The sequence below is a fragment of the Paragemmobacter kunshanensis genome (assembly GCF_011059185.1).
In the GTDB taxonomy this organism is placed as follows: Bacteria; Pseudomonadota; Alphaproteobacteria; order Rhodobacterales; family Rhodobacteraceae; genus Paragemmobacter; species Paragemmobacter kunshanensis.
This window is the reverse complement of record NZ_JAALFE010000004.1, coordinates 34,638-59,532: the sequence shown is the minus strand read 5'-3', so window position 1 is coordinate 59,532 and position 24,895 is coordinate 34,638. Positions and strand designations below refer to the sequence as shown.

The following is a 24,895-nucleotide window of genomic DNA, read 5'->3' as shown; positions in this document are numbered from 1 at the left end:
GCATGTTCGGTTTCCTGAGGGTTGGGGTGACCCTTGGCGCGCGTTTCGCGCAGCCTCTGGCACAGGGGGAGATGGTGGTCGTGCCCGGCGGCACGCCGCTGATCCGGCTTTTCAATCCGGTGCTGAACGAGACGGTGCTGCTGGGTCTGGGCGCGCAGGGCGCGGTGGTGCAGTCCTTTGCGGTGCAGGGCAATGCGCGGGTGCCGGTGACGGTGGGGGGCATGGCGGGAAGTCTGGCCACGGACATGATCGCCGCGGCGCAACTGGCCGGGGCGGGGGGGATCACGGCCTATCTGCAGGCGACGACGGCCCTGCAGGCGCAGGCGGTGGAGATCGCGGCGGTTGAGATCGGCGGAGAGCGCTATCTGCTGGCGGCGCGCCATGCGGGCAGCGGGGTAGAATCCTTCCGCATCGGGCCGGGGCAGGCCCTGACGCCGGTATCTGTGGCGGTGGATTCGGTGGCATTCGCCCTGATGGGGGTGGTGGCGCTGGCCACGGCCGAGGTGGGCGGGCGGATGCTGGTTCTGGCCGGATCCTCGGCGGAGGATGCGATCACGGTCCTGTCCGTGGGGGCAAGCGGGGCGCTGACGCGGCTGTCGGTGGCGGGGCCGGCGCAGGGGCTTTACGTGCAGGGGATCACGGCGATCGAGACGGTCACCGCCTTTGGCGAGACATGGGCCATCGTCGCGGCGGCGGGATCGTCGAGCCTGACGGTGCTGCGGGTCGATGCCACGGGTGTGGTGGTGCCGGTCGATCATGTGCTGGACGAACTGGGCACGCGCTTTGCCGGGGCGGTGGTGCTGGAGGTGGTGACGCATCAGGACTGGGTCTTTGTGCTGGCGGCGGGGGCGGATGACGGCGTGACGCTGTTCGCGATGCTGCCCGGGGGGCGGCTGGTGCATCTGGCCACGCTGGCGGATGCGGTGGATCTGGGGCTGGCCAATGTGAGCGGGCTGCGGGCGGTGGTGGCCGAAGGGCAGTTGCAGGTGGCGGTGCTGTCGGCGGCAGAGGCGGGGGTGACGCTGCTGGCGGTGCCGCTGGCGGGGCTGGGCGGGGTGCTGCGGGCGCAGGGCGGCGTGGCGGCGGGCGGTGCAGGGCGGGACGTGATCCTGGATGGCGCGGCGGCGGATGTGCTGAGCGGGGGGGCGGGGGCGGATCTCTTCGTGCTGCGGGCGGATGGGCAGCGCGACGTGATCGCGGATTTCGACCCGGCGCAGGACCGGATCGACCTGACGGGTTGGCCCTTCTTCCGCGGCACGGGGGCGCTGACGGTGACGCCCACGGCCACGGGGGCGATCCTGACCTATCTGGATGAGGTGCTGGAGATCCGCACCGCGGCGGGGCGGCCACTGACGGTGGCCGAGGTGATGGCGATGCCGCTGGCGCCGAATGGCCGGCTGCTTTTGGATGCGGGACAGGCGGAGGATGATGGCGGCGGCGAAGACCCGCCGCCGCCGACCGGCCCGACCGAGGGCGATGACAGCCTGACCGGGGGCGCCGGGAATGACAGCCTGGCGGGCCTCGGCGGGGCGGATGTGCTGCGGGGCGAGGCAGGCAATGACACGCTGGAAGGGGGCGCGGGGGCGGACAGTCTTTACGGCGGGGCGGGGGATGACCGGCTGGCGGGCGGGGATGGGGATGACTTGCTGGAGGGCGGTGAGGGGGCGGATGTCCTCTCGGACGGGCTGGGCAATGACCGGCTGATTGGCGGGGCGGGGAACGATCTGCTGCAGGCCGCGGACGGGAATGACCGGCTGGATGGGGATGACGGAAATGACACGCTGGAGGGTGGGGCGGGGGCGGACAGTCTCTACGGCGGGGCGGGCGATGACCGGCTGGCCGGGGGCGATGGGGATGACTGGCTGATCGGCGGGGCGGGGAACGATCTGCTGCAGGCCGCGGACCGGAATGACCGGCTGGATGGGGATGACGGCAATGACACGCTGGAAGGGGGCGCGGGGGCGGACAGTCTTTATGGCGGCGCAGGGGATGACCGGCTGGCGGGCGGGGATGGGGATGACCTGCTTGAGGGCGGCGAGGGGGCGGATGTCCTGTCGGACGGGTTGGGCAATGACCGGCTGATCGGCGGGGCGGGGAACGATCTGCTGCAGGCCTCGGACGGGAATGACCGGCTGGATGGGGAAGACGGCAATGACACGCTGGAGGGTGGGGCGGGGGCGGACAGTCTCAACGGCGGGGCGGGAAATGACCGGCTGACGGGCGGGGATGGGGATGACTGGCTGGAGGGCGGCGAGGGGGCGGATGCCCTGTCGGATGGGCTGGGCAATGACCGGCTGATCGGTGGGGTGGGGAACGACATCCTGCAGGCCTCGGACGGGAATGACCGGCTGGATGGGGATGACGGCAATGACACGCTGGAGGGTGGGGCGGGTGCGGACAGTCTTTATGGCGGCGCGGGGGATGACCGGCTGGCGGGCGGGGACGGCGATGACCTGCTTGAGGGCGGCGAGGGGGCGGATGCCCTGTCGGATGGGCTGGGCAATGACCGGCTGATCGGTGGGGTGGGGAACGATCTGCTGCAGGCCTCGGACGGGAATGACCGGCTGGATGGGGAAGACGGCAATGACACGCTGGAGGGGGGCGCGGGGGCGGACAGTCTTTACGGCGGGGCGGGAAATGACCGGCTGACGGGCGGGGACGGGGATGACCTTCTCGATGGCGGCGATGGGGTGGACCTTTTCTTTGACGGGGCCGGGAATGACACGATCCGCGCCGGGGCGGGTGATGAGCGGATCCTGGCGACGCTGGGGGATGATTCCGTTCTGGGCGAGGCGGGGAATGACACGCTGGAGGGCGGCGTGGGCAATGACCGGCTGTTCGGGGGCGAGGGCGATGACCGGCTGGCCGGGGGGGATGGCGATGACTGGCTGGAGGGCGGCGAGGGGGCGGATGTCCTGTCGGATGGGCTGGGCAATGACCGGCTGATCGGCGGGGCGGGGAACGACATCCTGCAGGCCTCGGACGGGAATGACCGGCTGCTGGGCGAGGCGGGCAATGACACGCTGGAAGGGGGCGCGGGGGCGGATGCGCTGTTCGGCGGGGACGGGAATGACCGGCTGTCGGGCGGCGATGGGGATGACCTGATCGACGGGGGAGAGGGGGCCGACCTGATCTATGACGGAGCGGGCAACGATTCCCTCTTCGGGGCGCTGGGGGATGATCGCCTGCTGGCGAGCCTTGGCAATGACCTGCTGGAGGGGAATGCGGGCAATGACTCGCTCGAGGGCGGGGTGGGCAATGACCGGCTGTTCGGCGGGGCGGGCACTGACCGGCTGATCGGGGGGGATGGCGATGACTGGCTCGAGGGTGGCGACGGGGAGGATGCCATCTCGGACGGGGCGGGGAATGACACGCTGTCGGGCGGGGTGGGAAATGACAGTCTGGCCGCGACGGATGGCAATGATCTGCTGCGCGGCGGGGACGGGGATGACTCGCTGGAAGGCGGGTTGGGCGCGGATCTGCTGGAGGGCGGCGCAGGCCGGGATCTGCTGACCGGGGGCGAGGGGAATGACACGCTCGACGGTGGGGATGGGGATGACCGTCTGCTTGACGGGGCGGGGAACGATCTGCTGATCGGGGGCGAGGGGGCGGATGTGATCCTGGCCGCGCTGGGGCGGGACAGGCTGTTCGGCGGGTTGGGGAATGATGTGCTGGATGGGGGGGGGGAGAATGACCTGCTGTCGGGGGATGCGGGCGATGACCGGCTGATCGGCGGGCTGGGCGATGATCGGCTGTATGGCGGGGATGGCCATGACCTACTGGAAGGCGGTGATGGGCTGGACCTGTTCCGCGACGGGGCGGGGAATGACACGATCCTGGCCGGGGCGGGGAATGAGGTGATCTGGGCGGGGATCGGGGACGACTCGATCCTTGGCGAGGCGGGGAATGACGGGATCGGCGGCGGCGCGGGGAATGATGCGCTGTTCGGTGGGGATGGGGAGGATCGGCTGTGGGGGCAGGAGGGGAATGACCGGCTCTTCGGAGGGGCGGGGAATGACGTGCTGAACGGCGGCGCGGGGCATGACCTGATGGAAGGCGGCGACGGGCTGGACCTGTTCCGGGATGGGGCGGGGAATGACACGATCCTGGCCGGGGCCGGGAATGAAGTGATCTGGGCGGGGCTGGGGGACGACTCGATCCTTGGCGAGGCGGGCAATGACGTGATCGGGGGCGGCGCGGGGAATGACGCGCTGTTCGGCGGGGATGGTGAGGATCGGCTGTGGGGGCAGGAGGGGAATGACCGGCTCTTCGGGGGGGCGGGGAATGACATGCTGAATGGCGGCGCGGGGCATGACCTGCTGGAAGGCGGGGATGGGCTGGACCAGTTCCGGGATGGGGCGGGGAATGACACGATCCTTTCCGGGGCGGGGAATGAGGTGATCTGGGCGGGGCTGGGGGATGACTCGATCCTCGGCGAGGCGGGGAATGACGGGATCGGGGGCGGCGTGGGGAATGACGCGCTGTTCGGCGGGGATGGGGAGGACCGGCTTTCGGGGCAGGAGGGGAATGACCGGCTCTTCGGGGGGGCGGGGAATGACGTGCTTTATGGCGGCGCGGGGCGCGACACGCTGGCGGGCGGCGAAGGGGCGGATGCCTTTGTCTTTGCCGCCTATCGCGCCGGGGAGCGCGACCTGATCACCGATTTCACCCCCGGTCTTGACCGGCTGGAATTCCATGCGCTGTCGGGAATGGGCGCGCTGGTGCAGCGCGAGGCCGTGGTGGATGGCCAGCGGGCGGCGGAGATCGTGGTGAGGGGGCATGTGATCCGGCTGGAAGGGGTGCTGCTGGCGGATCTGGGGGCGGAGGATTTCCTGTTTCTCTAGGCGGCCGCTCGTCCCCTTGCGGTGGGGGTGCTATGCGGGGGCATGCCGATTCTGGTTCCCCTTCTGCTGATCGCGGTCTTTCTGGTGCTGTGGCTTTCGCGGCGCGGGTCGACGCTGGGGCGGGCCTGCCGGTGGCGGCTGGACCGGGCCGCCGGGCCGGAGGTCTGGAGCTGTGCCGTCTGCGGGGCGGTGACGGAAGGCGCGAAGACGCCGCGCCATTGCCTGCGGGAGCGGGGCTGATAGGGTCAGGGCAGAGAGGTGCCTTGCCATGAAACTTGCCCATGACCATCCCGCGCCTGCCGATGCTGCGGCGCGCAAGGGGCTTGCCCCCGTGATCTGCTATCCGGTGGAGGGCTTGGCGCGGCCCGACCTTGCCCCCTATCGCGCGGCGCGGGAGGGGTGGCGGAAGCTGTCGGAGGTGGTGGTGCCGGCGCGCGAGGCGCGGTGTTTCGCCGTGGCGGCGGGGCAGTTCTTCCGCATCACCTCTATCGAGGGGCCGCAGGTGGGCGATCTGAACCTGTGGGCGGCGGGCGATCTGCGGGAGCGGTTCTATTCTGGCAAGACGCGGGCGCTGCATGGCACGCATCTGTCGGCGGGGGATGGGATGTGGTCGTCCTTTCCCACCCTGCGGCGGATGGCGCTGATCACGGAGGATACGCTGGACTGGTACGGGTTCGACGATTTCGGCGGCGCAGTGCATGACGTGATCGGGACGCGCTGTGACCCTTACACGCATAACCTGCTGTCGGGTGGGGGGCAGTATCATCATTGCTGCCATTCCAACCTGACGCGTGCCCTGGCCGATTGGACGGGGCTGCCGCTGCGCGAGGCGGAGGGGCATGTGCATGACGTGCTGAACGTCTTCATGTGCACGGGGTTCACGCGGGATACGGGGCAGTATTTCATGAAGGCATCCCCCGTCAGGCCGGGGGATTACATCGAGTTCTTTGCAGAGATCGATCTGCTGGGGGGCCTGTCGGCCTGTCCGGGCGGGGATTGTTCGGCGGAGCATTCGTCGGATGCGGCGGCCTGTCATCCGCTGCTGGTGGAGGTGTTCGCGCCTGTGGCCCCGCCTGTGGGGTGGGTGTCGCCGGGGGTCAATGGCTATGACCGGACGCATGGCCGCCCATGAAGCCGGGGCGTGCGTTGCATCTGACCGAGGCGCTGGTGGCCCGCGTGGAACGGCAGGAGCCGGAATGCGACGGCGGGCGGGGCGTGCCGTGGATCGCGGACGAGGCCTTTCCCCGCCATGCGGCACGGCTGCTGGAGGAGGCGGGGCAGGGGCCGATCTGGACCTTTGCCTATGGGTCGCTGATCTGGAAGCCCGCCTTCGATCCGGCGGAGGCCGTGCCTGCGGTGCTGCATGGCTGGCGGCGGTCCTTCTGCATCCATCTGGAAAGCTGGCGCGCGACGCCCGAGGAGCCGGGGTTGATGCTGGCCCTGGCGCGGGGCGGAAGTTGCCGGGGGATGGCCTATCGGCTGCCCGATGCCGGGCGGATGGAGGCGATGGAGGCGCTGCTGCGGCGGGAAATCGGCTATGAGGTCGATCTGGCCTCGGTCCGCTGGTTGAAGGTGCGGGGGGAACGGGGGCCGATGCGGGCGCTGGTCTTTTATGCCGCGCCGCTGGACCCGGCCATCCATCTCTGCCTGCCGCTGGAGGAGCAGGCGCGGCGGATTGCGCGGGCGGCGGGCCATATGGGCAGTTGCGCGGCCTATCTGCACAACACCGTGCGGCATCTGGAGGAACTGGGGATCCGCGACCGATACCTCTGGGCCCTGCAGAGGATGGTCGCGGAAGAGATCGAGGGCCTTCAGGGCTGGCCGGTATAGAGGACGATCTTGCCGGTGGTGCGGCCTGTCTCGCTCGCCTCATGGGCGCGGGCGGCGTGATCCAGCCGGAATTCGCCCCCGATCAGGGGGCGGATCTGTCCGGCATCCACCATGGTGGCGAGGTCGCGCAGGATGGCGGCGTTCGGGTCGATGAAGACGAAGCCTGCGCGTTTGCCTTCGGCTGTGGCGCGTTCGGGGTTCGGGGCTTGAGTGATGGAGACGAGGAAGCCACCCGGTTTCAGCATGTTCCACGACGCCTCTTGCGTGTCGCCGCCGATGGTGTCGAAGACGATGTCGAGGTCGCGGGCGGCGGCGAAGGCGGCGGGGTCGCGGTAATCCACCACCTCATCCGCGCCGAGGGAGCGGACGAGGGCGGCCTTGGCCGCAGAGGCGGTGGCGGTGACATGGGCGCCTTTGGCTTTGGCAAGCTGGATGGCGATGGAGCCGACGCCGCCCGCGCCGGCATGGATCAGGACGCGCTGGCCGGGCTGCATCTGCGCGGTGGTGATCAGCGCCTCCCACGCAGTGATGGAGACGAGGGGGAGGGAGGCGGCCTCCACATGGCTGATGGTGGTGGGTTTGGGGGCGAGTTCGCGGGCCGCGATGGCCACGTATTCGGCATAGGTGCCGTTCCTGCGGATGTCGGGGCGGGAATAGACGGCGTCGCCGGGTTTGAAGGTGGTGACGTTGGCGCCGATCTGTTCGACGATGCCTGACACGTCCCAGCCAAGGGTCAGGGGCATCTCGTAGGGGATCATCTGGGCAAGGTAGCCGCGGCGGATCTTCCAGTCGACGGGGTTGATCGAGGCGGCGATGCTGCGGACCAGCACGTCGTCGGGGCCGATCTTCGGCAGGGGGGCATCCTCGACGCGGATCACGTCGGGGGTGCCATAGGCGTGGATGCGGGCGGCTTTCATCATCGGGTCCTTTCCCTTTGGCGGGAGGGCGGACCTATGCGCTTTGGCGGCGGGGGGCCAGCCCCCCTCACGCGGTGGTGAAGGCGGCCTGAAGGGCGATTTCCACCATGTCGCCGAAGCTGCGTTCGCGCTGGTCGGCGGGAAGCGCCTCATGCGTGAGGATGTGGTCGGAGATGGTCAGAATCGCCAGCGCCCGCGCGCCGTGGCGGGCAGCGAGGGTGTAAAGCTCGGCTGCCTCCATTTCCACGCAGAGGCAGTTGTGGCGCTGGAGCTGGTCGGACAGGTCTTGGCGTTCGTCGTAGAATGTGTCGGAGGAATAGATGCCGCCGACATGGGTGGGGATCTTGCGCTGTGTCGCGGCCGCATGGGCGGCGGAGAGCAGGCCGAAATCGGCCACGGGGGCGAAGTTCAGTTCCTTGAAGATGGAGCGGGAGGGGGAGCCGAGCGTGGTGGTGGCCTGTGCCAGCACGATGTCGCGGACCTTGACATGGTGTTGCAGCGCGCCTGCCGAGCCGATGCGGATCAGCGTCCTGGCCCCGTAGTCGCGGATCAGTTCGTTGGCATAGATGGAGAGCGAGGGCATCCCCATGCCGGTGCCATGGATGGTGACGCGGTGGCCCTTCCATGTGCCGGTAAAGCCCAGCATCCCGCGCACCTCGTTCACGAGGACGGGGTTTTCGAGGAAGGTCTGGGCCGCCCAGCGGGCGCGGTAGGGATCGCCCGGAAGGAGGACGGTTTCGGCGATGTCGCCGGGTTTCGCGCCGATATGGACTGTCATGGGGGCCTCTTGCTGCGTTTGGCGCGAGGGTAGGCGATGGGGGAGGCGGGGGGAAGGGGTCCCCTCACCCCGGCCCTCTCCCCCGAGGGGAGAGGGAGGGGCGCGATGCGTGGGGGCGTTTTCGGGATGGAAGCGGTGCGGGTGGGTATTTGGGCCAAGATGAAGGGGCGGGTCCGCTCCTTGACCGAGGGTTCAGGCGGCTGTCCGGGCGCGTTCGGCGTAGATCGGCGCGTTGGGGCAGAAGGTCGCGTCCTGTGGGCGGGCGATATCGCCCTTGTGCAAGAGGAGCGAGCAGGCCGCGCGGTCGGGGCAGTGGCCGCAGGTGCCGAGGAGTTCGAGGTAGTCGGCGTAATTCGCCTTCAGCTCTGCCTCGGGGATGCCGAAGATGGCGGCCATGCGGGCCACGCGGTCGGGCACGTCGGCGGGCATGGTGACGAAGGCCAGAACCTGGGCGCGGGTCATGCCGAGATCGTCGAGATCGCGGTCGGTGAGGGCTTCGACGGTTTTCAGTTGCTGCCAGCGGTCGAGAAGGGCGCGGAGGCGGGTAAGCATGGGTTTCTTCCTGCAAGGGTTGGATTGCAGGAACCATGCGCGCGAGGGCGGGGGGTGGCCTTGATCTGGCGCAAACGGCCTGACGAGGTTTCGTCAGGCCGCCCGCGTCATTCGGCGGCGACGGATTGGCGGTCCACCAGACCCACGATATCCATCATGATGCGGTTGAGTTCGAAATCCTTGGGCGTGTAGACGGCGGCGACGCCCATGGCGCGGAGGCGGGTCGCGTCTTCCTCGGGGATGATGCCGCCGACGACGACGGGGATGTCGGAGAGGCCCGCGGCGCGCATGCGGTCCATCGTTTCGGAGATGAGTGGGATGTGGCTGCCGGAGAGGATGGAGAGGCCCACGACATGGGCCTGCTGTTCCTGCGCGGCGGCGACGATTTCGGCGGGGGTCAGGCGGATGCCTTCGTAGTGGATGTCCATGCCGCAGTCGCGGGCGCGGGCGGCGATCTGTTCGGCGCCGTTGGAATGGCCGTCAAGGCCGGGTTTGCCGACGAGGAATTTCAGGGGCTTGCCGAGTTTCGTGCTGACCTGCGCCACGGCGTCGCGGATGGGGTCCAGGCCTTCGGTACGGTTGGAGGGGTTGCGCGAGACGCCGGTGGGGGCGCGGTATTCGCCGAAGGCGCTGCGCACCACGGCGCCCCATTCGCCCGTCGTCGCACCCGCCTTGGCGGCGGCGATGGAGGCGGGCATGACGTTGGTGCCCGTGGCGCAGGCCTGGCGGAGGGCGTCGAGGGCGGCCTTGACCTTTGCCTCATCCCGCGTGGCGCGCCATTGGTGCAGGCGTTCGATCTGGTCGCGTTCCGCGTCAGCATCGGCCACCATGATCGCGCCGTCGCCTGCGGTGAGGGGGGAGGGCGCGGCCTCGGTCCAGCGGTTCACGCCGACGACGGTGGTTTCCTTGGTTTCGATCCTGGCCAGCCGTTCGGAGTTCGACTCGACCAGACGGCCCTTCATGTGTTCGATGGCGGCGACGGCCCCGCCCATTGCGTCGATGGTGGCCAGTTCCGCCCGCGCGCCTTCTTTCAGCTCAGTGACCTTGCGGTCCACGGCGGGGTTGCCGTCGAAGAGATCGTCATATTCCAGAAGGTCGGTTTCATAGGCGAGGATCTGCTGCATCCGGAGCGACCATTGCTGGTCCCACGGGCGGGGGAGACCCAGCGCCTCGTTCCAGGCGGGAAGCTGGACGGCGCGGGCGCGGGCCTTCTTGGACAGGGTGACGGCCAGCATCTCGATCAGGATGCGGTAGACGTTGTTTTCGGGCTGCTGTTCGGTGAGGCCCAGGGAGTTGACCTGCACGCCATAGCGGAAGCGGCGGTATTTCGGATCGGTGACGCCATAGCGGGTTTCGCAGATTTCGTCCCAGAGGTCGACGAAGGCGCGCATCTTGCACATTTCGGTGACGAAGCGGATGCCTGCGTTCACGAAGAAGGAGATGCGGCCCACCATGTTGGGAAAGTCTTCCGCGCTGACTTTCCCTTTCAGGTCGTCCAGCACGGCGCAGGCGGTGGCCAGCGCGAAGGCGAGTTCCTGTTCCGGCGTCGCGCCTGCCTCTTGCAGGTGGTAGGAACAGACGTTCATCGGGTTCCATTTCGGCAGGTGCTTCTGCGTATAGGCCGCGACGTCGGTGATCATGCGGAGGGACGGTTTCGGCGGGCAGATATAGGTGCCGCGCGAGAGGTATTCCTTGATGATGTCGTTCTGCACCGTGCCTTGCAGGGCAGAGATGTCGGCGCCCTGTTCTTCGGCTACGGCGATATAGAGGGCTAGGAGCCACGGCGCGGTGGCGTTGATCGTCATCGAGGTGTTCATCTGTTCGAGAGGGATCTGATCGAACAGGGTGCGCATGTCGCCCAGATGGGCGACGGGCACGCCGACCTTGCCCACCTCGCCGCGCGAAAGCTCGTGGTCGCTGTCATAGCCCGTCTGGGTGGGCAGGTCGAAGGCGACGGAAAGGCCCGTCTGCCCCTTGGACAGGTTGGTGCGGTAGAGCGCGTTGGAGGCGCGCGCGGTGGAATGGCCCGCATAGGTGCGGAAGAGCCAGGGGGACTCTTTCTGCTTCTGGGTCATCGGGGCCTCCTGCGGCGGTTCGGCAATAATATTTCGCGATGACCTGAATAGAGGACAGAATCATTCAATGTCAATTCGCCGCGTTGCGGCATTTTGCATTGCGGCGCGGGGGGAGGGCGGATTTTGACACAAAATCCGCGCCGGAATTTGGCGCAAATTCCGGGGGGCAACGTGGGGGCCCGATTTCTGTGCCAGAAATCGGCGCGAAGTCTGTGTCAGACTTCGCTTTCGCCGCCCCCCTTAACATTTGCCTTCGCCCTTTCTATATTCTGTGCGAAGGCCCCTGCCGGATCGCGGCATCAACAAGGGGGGCCGATGGTCGAAGGACCTGACGACGATGCGCGCCATGCTTGCGCTTGCTGCCCTTCCCCTGATGCTGGCCGTGCCGGCCATGGCGCAGGAAAAATCCGTCCAGATCGTGAACCAGTCCGGCTTCACCATCGTGAGCTTCTATGCCTCGACCCTGGGGGCCGCGGATTGGCAGGAAGACGTGCTGGGCGGGCAGGCCGTGGGTTCGGGGCAGAGCGCCACGGTGAACTTTGCCGATAGCGGGGATTGCACCTATTCCTTCCGCGCCGTCTTTGACGATGGCGACGAGGCGATCCAGGATATCGACGTCTGCTCGGTCACCTCGGTCACCTATAACTGATCCCTTTGCAGGCGGGCTTGCGGCCCGTTAACCTGCCCGGATGACGGGCATGGTCGAACTTCCCATCTGGCTTGTGGTGCTGGTGCTGGCGCTGGCGGCGATTGCCGCGCTGGACCGCATCCTGGCGCCCAGCGTGCGGTGGTTCTTTCGCCGCCGGATGGAGCGCGCGGTGGCGCGGCTGAACGAGCGGCTGGAGCGGCCCATCGCGCCGTTCAAGCTGGCCCAGCGGCATGACATGATCCTGCGGCTGGCCTATGACCGGCAGGTGATGGAAGCGGTGGCGGAACATGCCGCCGCGACCGGCGTGCCGCCCACGGTGGCGATGCAGGAGGCGCGGTCCTATGCGGCCGAGATCGTGCCGGCCTTTTCGGCGACGATGTATTTCGGTTTTGCCGTGCAGCTGGCGCGGTGGCTGACGCGGGTCTTCTATCGGGTGCGGATCGGGCGGATCGACCCCGCCCTGGGGCAGGTGGATGACCGGGCGACGGTGGTCTTCGTGATGAACCATCGCAGCAACATGGATTATGTGCTGGTCACCTGGCTGATCGCGGATCGGTCGGCGATTTCCTATGCCGTGGGGGAATGGGCCCGGGTCTGGCCCCTGTCGCGGCTGATCCGGGGGATGGGGGCCTATTTCATCCGGCGCGGGTCGCGCAACGCGCTCTATCGCCGGGTGCTGGCGCGCTATGTCCAGATGGCGGCGGCCGAGGGGGTGGCGCAGGCGATCTTTCCCGAAGGCGGGTTGTCGCTGGACGGGCGGGTGGGCGAGGCGAAGCTGGGGCTCTTGTCCTATTTCGTGGCGGGTTTCGATCCGGGCGGGCGGGATATCCTGTTCGTGCCGGTGGGGCTGGCCTATGACCGGGTGCTGGAGGATCGGCTGCTGACGGAAGCGGCGCGGACGGGGGTGCGGCGGTTCCGGCCCAGGGTGACGGGGGTGATTGCCTTCGTCCTGCGCATGGGATGGCGGGCGCTGCGGGGGAACTTCCCCGGCTTTGGTGCGACGGCCGCGGGGTTCGGTGCGCCGGTGTCCTTGCGCGCCTTTCTGGCCGAGGCGCAGGCCGATCCGACCGAGGATCTGGGGCGGGTGCTGATGGCGCGGGTGGCGCGGGCGGTGCCGATCCTGCCGGTGCCACTGGTTGCTGCGGCGCTGGAGGCGGGGGTGGCGTCGCGCGCGGGACTGGATGCAGAGGTGCGACGGCTGGTCGAGGCGCTGACGGCCCGGGACGCGGTGCTGCGGCTGCATCCGCAGGGATTGGAGCCGACGGTGGAGGAGGCGCTGGTCCATCTGCGGCGGCGCGGCATGGTGGGCGAGGATTTCGCGATCCCCGAGGCGCGGCGGCAGGTGATGGCCTTCTATGCGGCCTCTGTCCGGCAGCGGCTGGAGGTGGTGTGATGCTGGCCTGATCCGGCGCGCTGCGCCGGATTTTGCGCCTGCGACATGATGCGCCGCAACGCGGCGGACATAAAATTACAAAATTGCGCGCGTCGCTATTGCAATGTTGCGCGGGCATCCTCTATCTGTGAGCCATGGCGCCGATTCTGCGGCGCGGCATCGTGGTTCAGGGAGGCCGGAGGATGGCTTTGGATACGCAAGAGCAGATCGTCGCATATGACGCGCCCAGGAAAGACCTCTATGAAATCGGCGAGATGCCGCCGCTGGGCCATGTGCCCAAGCAGATGTACGCCTGGGCGATCCGGCGCGAGCGGCATGGCGAGCCGGACAAGGCCTTTGAGGTCGAGGTGGTCGATACCTGGGCCATCGACAGCCATGAGGTGCTTGTCCTCGTGATGGCGGCGGGGGTGAATTACAACGGCGTCTGGGCCGGACTTGGCCAGCCGATCAGCCCCTTTGACGGCCACAAGCAGCCCTATCACATCGCAGGGTCCGATGCGGCGGGCATCGTCTGGGCGGTGGGTGACAAGGTGAAGCGCTGGAAGGTGGGCGACGAGGTCGTGATCCACTGCAACCAGGATGACGGCGACGACGAGGAATGCAACGGCGGCGATCCGATGTTTTCGCCCACGCAGCGCATCTGGGGATACGAGACGCCGGACGGGTCTTTCTCGCAATTCACGCGGGTGCAGGCGCAGCAGTTGATGCCGCGCCCGAAGCACCTGACCTGGGAGGAAAGCGCCTGCTACACGCTGACGCTGGCCACGGCCTATCGCATGCTGTTCGGCCATCATCCGCATGACCTGAAGCCGGGGCAGAATGTGCTGGTCTGGGGTGCTTCGGGGGGCCTTGGATCCTATGCGATCCAGCTGATCAACACGGCGGGGGCGAATGCGATCGGGGTGATCAGCGACGAGAGCAAGCGCGACTTCGTGCTGGGGCTGGGCGCGAAGGGCGTGATCAACCGCAACGATTTCAAGTGCTGGGGGCAGTTGCCCAAGGTGAACAGCCCCGAATACAACGACTGGCTGAAAGAGGCGCGCAAGTTCGGCAAGGCGATCTGGGACATCACCGGCAAGGGTGTGAATGTCGACATGGTCTTCGAACATCCGGGCGAGGCGACCTTCCCGGTATCGAGCCTTGTCTGCAAGAAGGGCGGCATGGTGGTGATCTGTGCGGGCACGACCGGGTTCAACTGCACCTTCGACGTGCGCTACATGTGGATGCACCAGAAGCGCCTGCAGGGCAGCCATTTCGCGCATCTGAAACAGGCGAGCGCGGCGAACAAGCTGATGATCGAGCGGCGGCTGGATCCCTGCATGTCGGAGGTGTTCCCCTGGGCCGAGATTCCGCAGGCCCATGTGAAGATGCTGAGAAACCAGCACAAGCCGGGCAATATGGCGGTTCTGGTGCAGGCCCCGCATACCGGGCTGCGGACCTTCGAGGATACGCTGGAGGCCAGCCGGAAGATGTGATCGCGCAAGCCCGCGCGTCGGTGCGATGCCCCGGTCCCGCAAGGGCCGGGGCATTTGCGTGGATCCGCCCGCCCCGGGAGTGCGGCGCGCCTTGATGGGCCGGGACCCGCGCGGATAACATCAGGGCGGTGACGGAATGGTTCAAGGTAGCGCCGCATGGGGCATGAATGGGTGTTCGAGGTTCTGGCCGATCTGGCCGAGTATGCGGATCGCAACGGCCTGTGCCGTCTGGCGCGCAAGGCGGATGAGACGCTGGCCGTGGCGCGCGAGGAGATTTCCGGCCTTGGCGCCGGGGGCGATGGCGGGGCAGAGGTGGCTGGCGGGCCGGGCAGGGGCGGGCTGGGCGGAGGTGGCCCGGGACGAGGTGGTCCGGGGCGCGCCGGGCAATAGGGCGGACGGGGCAGGGAGATGCCCCCTCGCATCTTGGCGGGGGGCGGATTATGGTCGCCGCCATGCAAGTTGCCCCTGCCCCCTCGCTGATATTTTCCGAAGATCAGGCCGAAGCCTATGACCGTGTGGCGGCCGAACTGGCCGGGCAGGGCATTGATCTGGCCGAGGGGATGCTGACCCCGCGCGCCGAGGGCAAGGCTTCGGTTCTGGCGGTGGTGGGAAAGGCCGGATCGGGCAAGACCATGCTGCTGGCCAGCCTGACGAAGGCGCTGGTGGCGGCCGGTGTCGAGGTGGTGTCGGGCGATTACGAGGGGCGGCGGCGCAAGGATCGCCGCACGCTGGCCATTCTGGCCCCGACGAACAAGGCGGCCAGCGTGCTGCGCCTGCGGGGGGTGCCCGCGACGACGATCCACCGCATCCTTTACACGCCGGTCTATGACCCGGAATACGAACGCATCGCGGAATGGCTGACGGGGCAGGGCGAGCGGCCGGTGGTGGAGGGGCTGACGGATCTGGCGCTGGACCGGGCATTCGCCTTTTACCAGCAGGTTGCCTCGGTGCCCGGGGCGCTGGCGGCAGCCGGGTTGAAGGGATCGGATTTCATCAAGGGATGGAAGCGGCGGGAAGAGCCCCTGGATGTGGGGTTCATCGACGAATCCTCGATGCTGGACGAGCGGCAGCTTGAGGATCTGCGCGAGATCTTTCCGACGCTGGTGCTGTTTGGCGATCCGGCCCAGCTTGCGCCGGTGGGGCTGTCGGGGGAGATGGTCTTCGACCGGCTGGGCGGGTCGCGGAAGCTGGTGCTGAACCGGATCCATCGGCAGACGGCGGATAACCCGATCCTCGACCTGGCGCATGCGCTGGGGGATGAGAGCCTGCGGTTCGAGCAGTTCGAGCGGATGGTGGAGGATGCGGCGCGGCGCGACGGGCGGGTGGTGATGGCCGAGCGGGTGGATGCCGACATGATGGCCCGCTCGCCCGTGCTGGTCTGGCGCAATGCGACGCGGATCCGGCTGATCCAGGCCTTTCGCGGGGCCTTCGGCGCGCCGGAGGATGCATTGCTGCCGGGGGAGCCGCTGGTCTGCGACGGGATCGAACTGCCGCTGAAGCATCGCAAGAAGCGGATTGATCTGGAGGCGCGGGGGCTGATCAAGGGGGCGCAGGTGATTTACCTTGGCCCCGGATCGAAGCCGGGATTTGCCAAGCTGCATGTGGTGGGGGCGGAGGAGCCGCAGGTCTCGGCCGCCTCGATCATCAAGATCGAGAAGCCGGAGGAGGAGGAGCCCTTCATCCCCTCGGCCGCGACGATGGGGGCGGCCTTCCTGCATGGGGCGGCGGTGACGATCCACAAGGCGCAGGGCAGCCAATGGGACGAGGTGCAGGTCTTCGCCCCTGACATCTGGGCCGCGGCCCAGGCCGGGCGGTCCGAGGCGGGGGTGCCCTTGTGGAAGCGGCTGGCCTATGTGGCGATCACGCGGGCAGAGCAGCGGCTGCATTGGGTGACGCGCTATCGGCTGGCGCGGCCGCAGGGGCCGCTGTCGGTGGAGGATCTGCGCAAGGGGCCTGCGGCGCTGACGTTGAGCGGCGCGGAGTGATCAAATTCCTTCGAAGGAATCTGCAATTTTCTTCGAAGAAAATTGTTTCGGACAGGCGGGTTGGCTAGGGTGGCACCAAGATCAGGAGGCCCATGATGCGCTGCGTATTCGTCCAGTTCCGCTGCACCCCCGGCAAGACCTATGAGGTTGCCGATGCCATCTATGACCGCGAGGTGGTGAGCGAGCTTTATTCCACCAGCGGGGAATATGACCTGATCGCCAAGGTCTATATCCCCGAGGATGAGGATGTGGGGCATTACCTTTCGTCGCGGCTGTTCGATATTCCGGGGATCGTGCGGACGCTGACCACGATGACGTTCAAGGCGTTCTGACCGCCGGAAGGGGCGATTTTTCTGCGAAAAATCAGGGGGCTGCTCGCCCCCTCGGAGCTTGCGCTCCTCACCCCTCGGGGTATTTCGGCCAGGACGAAGGGGCGGTCAGAGCCAGCGGTCGCGGCCGGTGCCGGTGGCGTCGGAGACGCGGGCGAACCCGTTCCGGGCGGCCAGCGCGTCGAGGCCCTTGGCGATGCGGGGGATGAGGGAGAGGCCTTCATAGACCATCGCGGTGTATACCTGCACGGCGGTGGCGCCCGCGCAGATCTTTTCCCAGGCCTGTTCGGGGGTGCTGATGCCACCCACGCCGATGAGGGGGAGTCTGCCGCCCGTCAGTTGCGACAGGCGGGCGAGGGTGCGGGTCGATTTCTCGAAGAGCGGCGCGCCGGAAAGGCCGCCGGTTTCGGCCTTGTGCGGGCTGGAGAGGCCGTCGCGGGACAGGGTGGTGTTGGTGGCGATGATGCCTGCGATGCCGGTCGCGAGGGCGGTTTCGGCGATGTCGGCGAGGTCGTCGGGCGTCAGGTCGGGGGCGATCTTGAGGAAGACGGGGATCGGGCGGGCGAGTTGGGCGCGGGTGTCCATCACGCCGTTCAGCAGCGCGGTGAGGGCGGCGCGGCCCTGCAGATCGCGCAGCCTTTCCGTGTTGGGGGAGGAGACGTTGACGGTGGCGAAGTCGACATGCGGGCCGCAGGTGGCCAGCACGCGGGCGAAATCGGCGGCGCGGTCGGGGCTGTCCTTGTTCGCGCCGAGGTTCAGGCCGACGGGGACCGCGCCGCGCCTGCGGGTGGCGAGGCGGGCGGCGATGGCGTCCATCCCGTCATTGTTGAAGCCGAAGCGGTTGATGGCGGCGCGGTCTTCGGTCAGGCGGAAGAGGCGGGGTTTGGGGTTGCCCGGTTGCGGGCGCGGGGTGGCGGCGCCGACCTCGATGAAGCCGAAGCCTGCGCGGGAGAGGGGGGCCAGGGCGGTGGCGTTCTTGTCATAGCCTGCGGCGAGGCCCACGGGGTTGGGCAGGGTCAGGCCGGCGAGGGTGGTTTCCAGCCGGGGCGAGGTGACGGGGCCGGGCAGGGGGGCGAGGCCCGATTGCAGCGCGCGAAGCGAGAGGCCATGGGCCACCTCGGGATCGAGGCGGTGGAGGAGGGCGAGGGCTGGGCGTTCGAGCAGGATCACCAGACGCCTTCGGGGAAGATGTGGCCGGTCGCGCCAAGGGGGAGGGACTTGTCCCAGACGACCTCGGCCAGCGCGAGCTTGCGGTAGAGATGCGGAAATAGCGCGCCGCCGCGCGAGGCTTCCCATTTCAGCGAGGGGCCCAGCGTTTCGGCGTTGAAGGCGACGAGGACCAGATCGCTTTCGGTGGAGAACCATTTGGCGGCGGTTTCGGCCACCTGGGCGGCGGTGGAGAAGTGGATGAAGCCGTCGGCCACGTCGATGGGCGCGCCGGTGGTTTCACCGGCGGCGCGGAAGGCATCCCATTCGGGGCGGCGGAAGATCTTGTAGATCAGCATGCGCGGTTCATGCACTGGGGCGGGGGCCGGGGTCAATGGGGACGGTTCGGAGATGGTCCGGCGGGGGGCGAGGTTTGACAGGAAGGGAGGATGGCGGCAGGCTGGGGCAATAACCAGCATGGGAGATTTGCGATGAAGGGTGTTTTCCTTGGATCGGTCGGGTTTCTTGCGATCTCGGCCGGGATGGCGGCGGCGGAATATCGGCTGCATGTCCTGCATATCAACGATTTTCACAGCCGGATCGAGGCGATCAATGCCTTTGATTCCACCTGTTCCGCCGAGGATGCGGCAGAGAACAAGTGTTTTGGCGGCGTGGCGCGGGTGGCCACGAAGATTCGCGAATTGCGCGACAGCCTGACGGCGGCGGGCGAGAATGTGATCGTTCTGGATGCGGGCGACCAGTTTCAGGGCAGCCTGATGTACACGACCTACAAGGGCGCCGTGGAAGCCGAGATGATGGAGAAGATCGGCTTTGATGCCATGGCGGTGGGCAACCACGAATTCGATGACGGGCCGGAGGGGTTTTCGGCCTTTCTGGACAAGATCACCTTTCCGGTGATTTCCGGCAATATCGACGTGAGCCAGTCGAATGTGCTGGCCGGGCGGGTGCAGAACCATGTCGTGCTGGAGGTGGGGGGCGAGAAGATCGGCATCATCTCGGCCCTGGCGATGGACACGCCGGAAACGTCGAGCCCCGGGGAAAGCGTGATCTTTCAGGACGATATCGACAGCCTGAAGGCGGATGTCGCGGCTTTGGAAGCGGAGGGGGTGACGAAGATCATCGCGCTGACGCATCTGGGGCTGCCGCGCGATCTGGCGGTGGCGGCGGCGGTGCCGGGGATTGATGCCGTGGTGGGCGGGCATTCGCATACCTATCTGTCGGCGACCGATCCGGACAGGCACGGGCCCTATCCGACCTGGGTGACGCGGGCCGAGGGCGATCTGGTGCCGGTGGTGCAGGCCTATGCCTATTCCAAGTATCTGGGGCATCTGGAACTGACCTTCGATGATGCGGGCAAGCTGATCTATGCCGGGGGCAACACGATCGTGCTGGATGGATCGGTGACGCCCGATCCAGAGATCGAGGCGCGGGTGAAGGAACTGGCGGGGCCGATCGAGGAGTTGAAGGCGCGGGTCGTGGCCGAGACGGCGGCCGAGATCGACGGCAGCCGCGAGACCTGCCGCGCGGTGGAATGCGCGATGGGCAATCTGGTGGCCGAGGCCATGCTGGACCGCGTGGCGGATCAGGGGGTGACCATCGCGATTGCCAATGGCGGGGGCCTGCGCGCCAGCATCGACGCGGGTCCGGTGACCATGGGCGAGGTGCTGACGGTGCTGCCCTTCCAGAACACGCTGTCGACCTTCGAGGTGACGGGCGAGGTGATCGTTGCCGCGCTGGAGAATGGCGTGAGCCAGGTCGAGGAAGGGGCGGGGCGGTTCCCGCAGGTGGCGGGGTTGAAATACACCTTCGATCCGGCGGCGCCCTCGGGATCGCGCGTGTCGGAGGTGATGGTGAAGGCAGGCGAGGACTGGGTGCCCATTGATCCGGCGACCGTCTATCTGGCGGTGACGAACAACTATGTGCGGGGTGGCGGCGATGGCTATGCGATGTTCCGCGACGCCGCGAATGCCTATGACTTTGGCCCGGATCTGGCGGATGTGACGGCGGAGTATCTGGCGAAGATGCAGCCCTATACCCCGTTCACGGATGGGCGCATCACGCGGAAGTAAGAGGGCCTTTCCAGGGCCGGGCCGTCCCTTGCGGGGGGCGGCCTTTTCTTTTGGGCGTGACGGCGTAGGATCGGTGCATGTGCGGACGGTTCACCATCACCCATCCCGACGAGGCCATCGCGCGGCTGTTCGATGCCGTGATCGGCAATGACCTGCCGACGGTGCCGCGCTTCAATGTCTGCCCCACGACGCAGGTGGCTGTGGTGACCTCGGACGGTGGGGCGCGGCGGTTGCGCGCGATGCGCTGGGGGTTCATTCCGCATTGGTACAAGGCGCCGAATGACGGGCCGCTGATCATCAATGCGCGGTCCGATACGGTGGCCACGAAGCCCGCCTTCCGCGAGGCGGTGCGCAGCCGCCGCTGCATCGTGCCCGCGACGGGATTTTATGAATGGGAGACGGTGGAGGGGCGCAAGCTGCCCTGGTATTTCACCCGGACGGACGGGCAGCCCATGGCCTTTGCCGGGGTCTGGCAGCGCTGGGGCGAGATCGACACGGTGGCCATCGTTTCCACCGAGGCGGGGCCGGGGATGCGGGGGCTACATCACCGCGAGGCTGTGGTGCTGGAGCGGGCGGACTGGCCCTTGTGGCTGGGCGAGGCGGGGCATGGGGCGGCGGTGTTGATGAAGGCCTCGGCGGAAGGGGTGTTGCGCTGCCATCGGGTGGATGTGGCGGTGAATTCGAACCGGGCCGAGGGGGCCGCATTGATCGAGCCGCTGATTGCCTGAACCGGGCGGGAGGCCGGACCTTTGCCGAAGGCGGGGGCTGTCTGGTGCGCGGAGCGCAGGCTGCGGGACGGGTTGCAACCCGACGGCGGGAGGGGTAAAGAACAGGCCACAGCGCGGGCGTTGTGTAATGGTAAGACCCCTGCCTTCCAAGCAGGAGACGCGGGTTCGATTCCCGCCGCCCGCTCCAGTTTCCATCCGGCAGATATCGGGCAATGGCGCCCACGGATCGGGGCGGCAGGCCGGGTTGGCCCGCCGTGGCCCTGGTTGGCGCTATTTCGTGAGATCCGTCCAGATGCGGGTGTAGAGATCCTGAACCTCGGGCGGGCAGGTCTGCTGAAAATGCGCGGCGGCGGCTGCGGAGTCCGGGATCGTCATTTCCGGCGCGGCGAGCAGGTCGGCCGTCATGTAGGCCGCGCTGCCCGTGATCGAGTTGCCGTAGCCCGTATAGTTCGAGATCATCGCGGCGTTTTCCGGATCCATGATGAAGTTCAGGAACAGCCGGGCGTTTTCGACATTCCGGGCATCGGCGAGGATGGCGACATTGTCCTGCCAGAGGGGGAAGCCCTCTTTCGGGTAGCCATAGGCAAAGCCGGAATTCTCGGCCCGGATGCGCATGGCGGCACCGCTCCAGAAGACCGAGGCCTGGAGGTCTTCGTTGATGAATTTCTCGAAGCTGGCATAGTCGATCGAGGCCCAGAAGGGTTTGGCGGCGACAAGCTTGTCGCGGGCGGCCTTGAGCATGTCCTTGTCGGTGGTGCAGGCTTCGCCGCCGACGGACCAGAGGGCCATGTCGATCACATCGTTCATGGAGGGGACGACGTTGATCTTTCCCTTCAGCTCTTCCGGCGGGTCGAGGAAGATGGCGGTGGTGTTGATGTCGCCCTTGTAGACATCGGTGTTGACCATCACCCCCGTCGTTCCCCAGACCCAGGGCACGGTATAGGCGCGCCCGGCATCCCAGGCGACATCCACCCAGGCCGGATCGACATTGGCGAAGTTTTCCATCTGGTTGGGGTCGGATTTCAGAAGCAGCCCCTTTTCGATGTAGATCGGCACGACCGCAGCCGAGGGCACGACGATATCGAAGCCGTGGCCGCCGGCCTCGATCTTGGCCATGGCGGTTTCGTTGCTGTCATATTCGGTGAGCGTGACATCGACGCCGTAGGTCTGTTCGAATTTCTCGATCAGGTCGGGGGGCGTGTAGAGGCCGAAATTGTAGATGTTCAGCGTTCCCTCGGCCCAGGCGGGCAGGGCGAGGGTGACAAGGGCGGTGGTCAGGGTCAGGCGTTGCACGGCAGTCTCCTTCATCGGGTCAGGTCTTCTTGCGGGTGAGCAGCCATGACCCCGCGACGATCAGCACGCTGATCAGCAGCAGGAGCGAGGAAATGGCGTAGATTTCAGAGGTGAGGTTGCGCCGCAACTCGCCCAGCAGGTAGGTGGGCAGGGTGTCCTGCCCGGGGGATTTGAGGAAATCGGAGATCACCACGTCATCGAGCGAGATGACGAAGGCCAGCATGAACCCCGCGAGGATGCCCGGGGCGAGAAGCGGCAGGGTGACCTTGCGAAAGGTGTAGAGGCGGCCGGCATAGAGATCGGCGGCGGCGGTTTCGAGGGTGAGGTCCATGCCTTCGAGACGGGCGCGGATCGGCATGTAGGCGAAGGGGATGCAGAAGGCGCTGTGGGCGATGACGAGATAGCCGAGGCCGGTATAGCCGGTGGCCTGCTTGATCTGCGCGATGATGATCAGAAGTGCGATGGCGAGGACGATCTCGGGCACCATGATCGGCTGGTTCAGCACGATATGGATGGTGCCTTCGCCCCGGAAACCGCGGCTGCGGGTGGTGGCGAGGGCCGCCATGGTGGCGGTGATCGTGGCGATCAGGGCGGCGAGGCTGGCAAGGATCAGCGAGGTCCGCGCGGCAGCGAGGAAGGCGTCGTTCTGCAGGGCGCGGGCATACCAGTGCAGCGAGACGCCCTCCCACTGGCCGATGACCTTGCCGGTGTTGAAGGAATTGGCCACGAGGATGACCATGGGGATGTAGAGGATGACGAAGCAGGCCAGCGCCAGGACGGTGGCCCCCGGCAGACGGCGGGTGTCGAAGGCGCGATCAGCCATTGCGCCGCCCCCCGGACGTGAGGCGCGTGTACCAGATCAGGGCTGCAAGGACCAAGGCCGTGAGCGTGAGCGAGAGCGCCGCGCCGAGCGGCCAGTTCCGGCCCTGGCCGAACTGCATCTCGATCAGGTTGCCCAGCATCATGGATTTACCGCCGCCCATGATGCGGGGCGTGACATAGGCGCCGAGCGAGGGCACGAAGACGAGGATCGAGCCTGCGATGATCCCCGGCCGGACCATCGGCAGGATGACCCTGCGCAGGCAATAGGCGCGCGAGGCATAGAGATCGTAGCCCGCCTCGGCCAGGCGGAAATCGAATTTCTCGATGGCGGAATAGACGGGCAGGACCATCAGCGGCAGGAAGACATAGGCCATGCCGACCAGCACCGCGAAATTGGTGAACATCATCTGGATCGGCGCGTCGATCAGGCCAAGCCAGAGGAAGAGGCGGTTGAACACGCCTTCGGAGCGGATCATCTCCTGCACGGCGATGGTGCGGACGAGGAGGTTCGTCCAGAAGGGGATGGTGATCAGGAAGAGCCAGAAGGCGCGCTGATGTAGCGGGCGGGTGGCGATGAACCAGGCCGTCGGCAGGCCGAGGACCAGCGTGATCAGTGTCGTGGCCAGTGACAGGGCGACGGAGCGGCCGAGGATCGTGAGATGCGCATCGGACAGGCTGATCGTGTCATCGAAGATGTCGCGTTCGAACAGGACCGAGAACCAGCCCTCGAAGGACAACTGCCACCGCACATTGCCGAAGTCGCCGGGGGCGAGAAAGGAATAGACGAGGACCACGCCCAGCGGCAGGATCGAGAAGAGCGTTATGATCGCGACGGCGGGGGCGGCAAGGCCCCAGCGGCGGCGGGCATCGGCGCGGGCGGCAAGGGTTTCGGCATCCATCAGGCGGCCTCGTCGCAGGGCAGAAGGCGCAGGGCCTCGCCGGGCAGGGAGACGGGGATCGTCTGGCCAGCCGCGCAGGGTTGCCCGCCGCGCAGGGCGTTCTGCACCCGGGCGACCAGCGGGCTGCCATCGGAAAGGTGGAGATGGACATGCGTATCGGTGCCGAAATAGACCAGCCTGTCGACCTGCGCGGTCAGCACCAGCGCATCGGGCCGTGCCTGGCCGAGCGCCACATGTTCGGGGCGGATCATCACGGTGACCGGACCGTCGGCATGCGGGACGGGCAAGGGGGCCGCCGCCTGCGGCAGGGTCAGCCTTCCTGCCGTGCAATGGGCGGGAAGGAAGTTCGTCTCGCCGATGAAACCCGCGACGAAGCGGTTCGCGGGTTGGTCGTAAAGGTCGCGCGGGCTGGCGATCTGCTGGATGCGGCCGCCTGCCATGACGGCGATCCGGTCCGACATCGTGAGCGCCTCTTCCTGATCATGCGTGACGAAGATGAAGGTCAGCCCGGTTTCCTGCTGCAGGCGCTTCAGTTCGACCTGCATCTCCTTGCGGAGTTTCATGTCGAGCGCGGAGAGCGGTTCATCGAGAAGCAGGATGCGGGGGCGGGCCGCGAGCGCCCGGGCCAGCGCCACGCGCTGCTGCTGGCCGCCCGAAAGTGCGGCGCTCTTGCGCCCGGCGAGGTGGGAAAGCTTCACGAGCGCGAGCATCCGCTCTACGGTTGCGGCGATCTCGGCCCGGGGGCGGCCCTGTGCGCCAAGGGCGAAGCCCACATTCTCGGCCACGGTCATGTGGGGAAAGAGCGCGTAGTTCTGGAAGACCGTGTTCACGGGGCGCTGGTTGGGCGGGACATGGGCGATGTCGCGCCCGTCCAGCACAAGGGCGCCGCCGCTGGGCGGTTCGAAGCCCGCGATCAGGCGCAGAAGGGTGGTCTTGCCGCAGCCCGAGGGGCCGAGCAGCGTGAAGAATTCGCCTTCGGCGATGGAGAAGGACACTTCATGCAGCGCGGTGACGGCGCTGTCGCCCTTGCCGAAGCTTTTGGTCAGTCTGTGCAGGTCGAGCATCGGATTTCACCCCCGGTGCGTTCTAG

The 24,895-nt window shown here is 67.4% G+C and carries 22 protein-coding genes and 1 tRNA gene; 13 read left to right on the top strand and 10 right to left on the bottom strand.

Translation table 11 applies throughout. From position 1 onward, the window contains the following. The first annotated feature begins 2 nt into the window (after window positions 1-2). Genes G5V65_RS05505 through G5V65_RS05490 form a run of 4 tightly spaced genes read left to right on the top strand, consistent with a single transcriptional unit; the run spans window position 3 to window position 6,674 of the window. Window positions 3-4,844, top strand: coding sequence for a calcium-binding protein (locus tag G5V65_RS05505; protein WP_165047702.1), 4,842 nt, complete (start codon window positions 3-5; stop codon window positions 4,842-4,844). Window positions 4,845-4,886: 42 nt separating this feature from the next. Continuing rightward, window positions 4,887-5,084, top strand: a complete 198-nt coding sequence (locus G5V65_RS05500; RefSeq protein ID WP_165047700.1) for a hypothetical protein — start codon at window positions 4,887-4,889, stop codon at window positions 5,082-5,084. A gap of 28 nt (window positions 5,085-5,112) precedes the next feature. Then, window positions 5,113-5,976, top strand: coding sequence for an urea carboxylase-associated family protein (locus G5V65_RS05495; protein ID WP_165047698.1), 864 nt, complete (start codon window positions 5,113-5,115; stop codon window positions 5,974-5,976). Then, entirely contained in the window at window positions 5,973-6,674 is a 702-nt protein-coding gene (locus G5V65_RS05490) for a gamma-glutamylcyclotransferase (RefSeq protein WP_165047697.1), read from the top strand. Before G5V65_RS05495 ends, G5V65_RS05490 begins: the two co-directional genes overlap by 4 nt. Here G5V65_RS05490 and G5V65_RS05485 read toward each other — a convergent pair. From G5V65_RS05485 to G5V65_RS05470, 4 genes are all read right to left on the bottom strand, one after another. Beyond that, window positions 6,656-7,594 (bottom strand): NADP-dependent oxidoreductase, encoded by a 939-nt coding sequence (locus G5V65_RS05485; protein WP_206526686.1) that lies wholly within the window; start codon window positions 7,592-7,594, stop codon window positions 6,656-6,658. The two genes, G5V65_RS05490 and G5V65_RS05485, sit on opposite strands and share 19 nt — an antisense overlap. A 64-nt stretch (window positions 7,595-7,658) precedes the next feature. Further along, a complete protein-coding gene (deoD, locus tag G5V65_RS05480) occupies window positions 7,659-8,369 on the bottom strand; it encodes a purine-nucleoside phosphorylase (RefSeq protein WP_165047695.1) in 711 nt (236 codons plus the stop codon). Window positions 8,370-8,561: 192 nt separating this feature from the next. Beyond that, window positions 8,562-8,921: a DUF1127 domain-containing protein gene (locus tag G5V65_RS05475; RefSeq protein WP_165047692.1), complete on the bottom strand. Its 360-nt coding sequence runs from the start codon at window positions 8,919-8,921 to the stop codon at window positions 8,562-8,564. 107 nt (window positions 8,922-9,028) lie between these two features. Then, window positions 9,029-10,996, bottom strand: coding sequence for a protein meaA (locus G5V65_RS05470; RefSeq protein WP_165047690.1), 1,968 nt, complete (start codon window positions 10,994-10,996; stop codon window positions 9,029-9,031). A 337-nt stretch (window positions 10,997-11,333) separates the two neighbouring features. On the opposite strand from G5V65_RS05470, the gene G5V65_RS05465 reads away from it, so the two are divergent. From G5V65_RS05465 to G5V65_RS05440, 6 genes are all read left to right on the top strand, one after another. After that, window positions 11,334-11,645: a hypothetical protein gene (locus G5V65_RS05465; RefSeq protein ID WP_165047688.1), complete on the top strand. Its 312-nt coding sequence runs from the start codon at window positions 11,334-11,336 to the stop codon at window positions 11,643-11,645. Window positions 11,646-11,694: 49 nt separating this feature from the next. Next, complete coding sequence (locus tag G5V65_RS05460; protein WP_343162822.1) at window positions 11,695-13,038, top strand: 1-acyl-sn-glycerol-3-phosphate acyltransferase; 1,344 nt, start codon at window positions 11,695-11,697, stop codon at window positions 13,036-13,038. 182 nt (window positions 13,039-13,220) lie between these two features. Beyond that, window positions 13,221-14,513 (top strand): crotonyl-CoA carboxylase/reductase, encoded by a 1,293-nt coding sequence (ccrA, locus tag G5V65_RS05455; protein WP_165047684.1) that lies wholly within the window; start codon window positions 13,221-13,223, stop codon window positions 14,511-14,513. Window positions 14,514-14,669: 156 nt separating this feature from the next. Beyond that, on the top strand, window positions 14,670-14,903 hold the full coding sequence (locus tag G5V65_RS22080; RefSeq protein ID WP_206526685.1) for a hypothetical protein: 234 nt from the start codon (window positions 14,670-14,672) through the stop codon (window positions 14,901-14,903). 62 nt (window positions 14,904-14,965) lie between these two features. Beyond that, the gene (locus G5V65_RS05445; protein ID WP_165047681.1) at window positions 14,966-16,498 is read left to right on the top strand and encodes an ATP-dependent DNA helicase; all 1,533 of its coding nucleotides are present in this window, start codon (window positions 14,966-14,968) and stop codon (window positions 16,496-16,498) included. 95 nt (window positions 16,499-16,593) lie between these two features. Further along, window positions 16,594-16,830, top strand: coding sequence for an Lrp/AsnC ligand binding domain-containing protein (locus G5V65_RS05440; protein ID WP_165048079.1), 237 nt, complete (start codon window positions 16,594-16,596; stop codon window positions 16,828-16,830). A gap of 105 nt (window positions 16,831-16,935) precedes the next feature. Here G5V65_RS05440 and G5V65_RS05435 read toward each other — a convergent pair whose 3' ends face one another. Together G5V65_RS05435 and G5V65_RS05430 are read right to left on the bottom strand one after the other, a co-directional pair. Next, window positions 16,936-17,997: a quinone-dependent dihydroorotate dehydrogenase gene (locus G5V65_RS05435; protein WP_165047679.1), complete on the bottom strand. Its 1,062-nt coding sequence runs from the start codon at window positions 17,995-17,997 to the stop codon at window positions 16,936-16,938. Further along, window positions 17,994-18,332 carry a DUF952 domain-containing protein gene (locus G5V65_RS05430; protein ID WP_165047677.1) on the bottom strand — a complete coding sequence of 113 codons (339 nt, stop codon included), beginning with the start codon at window positions 18,330-18,332 and terminating at the stop codon, window positions 17,994-17,996. Before G5V65_RS05430 ends, G5V65_RS05435 begins: the two co-directional genes overlap by 4 nt. Window positions 18,333-18,464: 132 nt before the next feature. Here G5V65_RS05430 and G5V65_RS05425 point away from each other — a divergent pair, with 132 nt between their 5' ends. The 3 genes from G5V65_RS05425 (at window position 18,465) to G5V65_RS05415 (ending at window position 20,978) form a co-directional block, all read left to right on the top strand. Then, window positions 18,465-20,063, top strand: coding sequence for a bifunctional metallophosphatase/5'-nucleotidase (locus tag G5V65_RS05425; protein WP_165047675.1), 1,599 nt, complete (start codon window positions 18,465-18,467; stop codon window positions 20,061-20,063). Between the two features lie 77 nt (window positions 20,064-20,140). After that, a complete protein-coding gene (locus G5V65_RS05420; RefSeq protein ID WP_165047673.1) occupies window positions 20,141-20,791 on the top strand; it encodes an SOS response-associated peptidase in 651 nt (216 codons plus the stop codon). A 113-nt stretch (window positions 20,792-20,904) separates the two neighbouring features. Then, window positions 20,905-20,978, top strand: a tRNA-Gly gene (locus G5V65_RS05415). A gap of 83 nt (window positions 20,979-21,061) precedes the next feature. On the opposite strand, the gene G5V65_RS05410 is transcribed toward G5V65_RS05415, so the two are convergent. Genes G5V65_RS05410 through G5V65_RS05395 form a run of 4 tightly spaced genes read right to left on the bottom strand, consistent with a single transcriptional unit; the run spans window position 21,062 to window position 24,869 of the window. Further along, window positions 21,062-22,084: an extracellular solute-binding protein gene (locus G5V65_RS05410; protein WP_343162821.1), complete on the bottom strand. Its 1,023-nt coding sequence runs from the start codon at window positions 22,082-22,084 to the stop codon at window positions 21,062-21,064. Window positions 22,085-22,103: 19 nt separating this feature from the next. Continuing rightward, the gene (locus G5V65_RS05405) at window positions 22,104-22,907 is read right to left on the bottom strand and encodes an ABC transporter permease (RefSeq protein WP_165047668.1); all 804 of its coding nucleotides are present in this window, start codon (window positions 22,905-22,907) and stop codon (window positions 22,104-22,106) included. Next, a complete protein-coding gene (locus G5V65_RS05400) occupies window positions 22,900-23,805 on the bottom strand; it encodes an ABC transporter permease (RefSeq protein ID WP_165047666.1) in 906 nt (301 codons plus the stop codon). The genes G5V65_RS05405 and G5V65_RS05400 overlap by 8 nt, the downstream gene beginning before the upstream one ends. Then, on the bottom strand, window positions 23,805-24,869 hold the full coding sequence (locus G5V65_RS05395; protein ID WP_165047663.1) for an ABC transporter ATP-binding protein: 1,065 nt from the start codon (window positions 24,867-24,869) through the stop codon (window positions 23,805-23,807). Before G5V65_RS05395 ends, G5V65_RS05400 begins: the two co-directional genes overlap by 1 nt. Window positions 24,870-24,895: the final 26 nt, after the last annotated feature.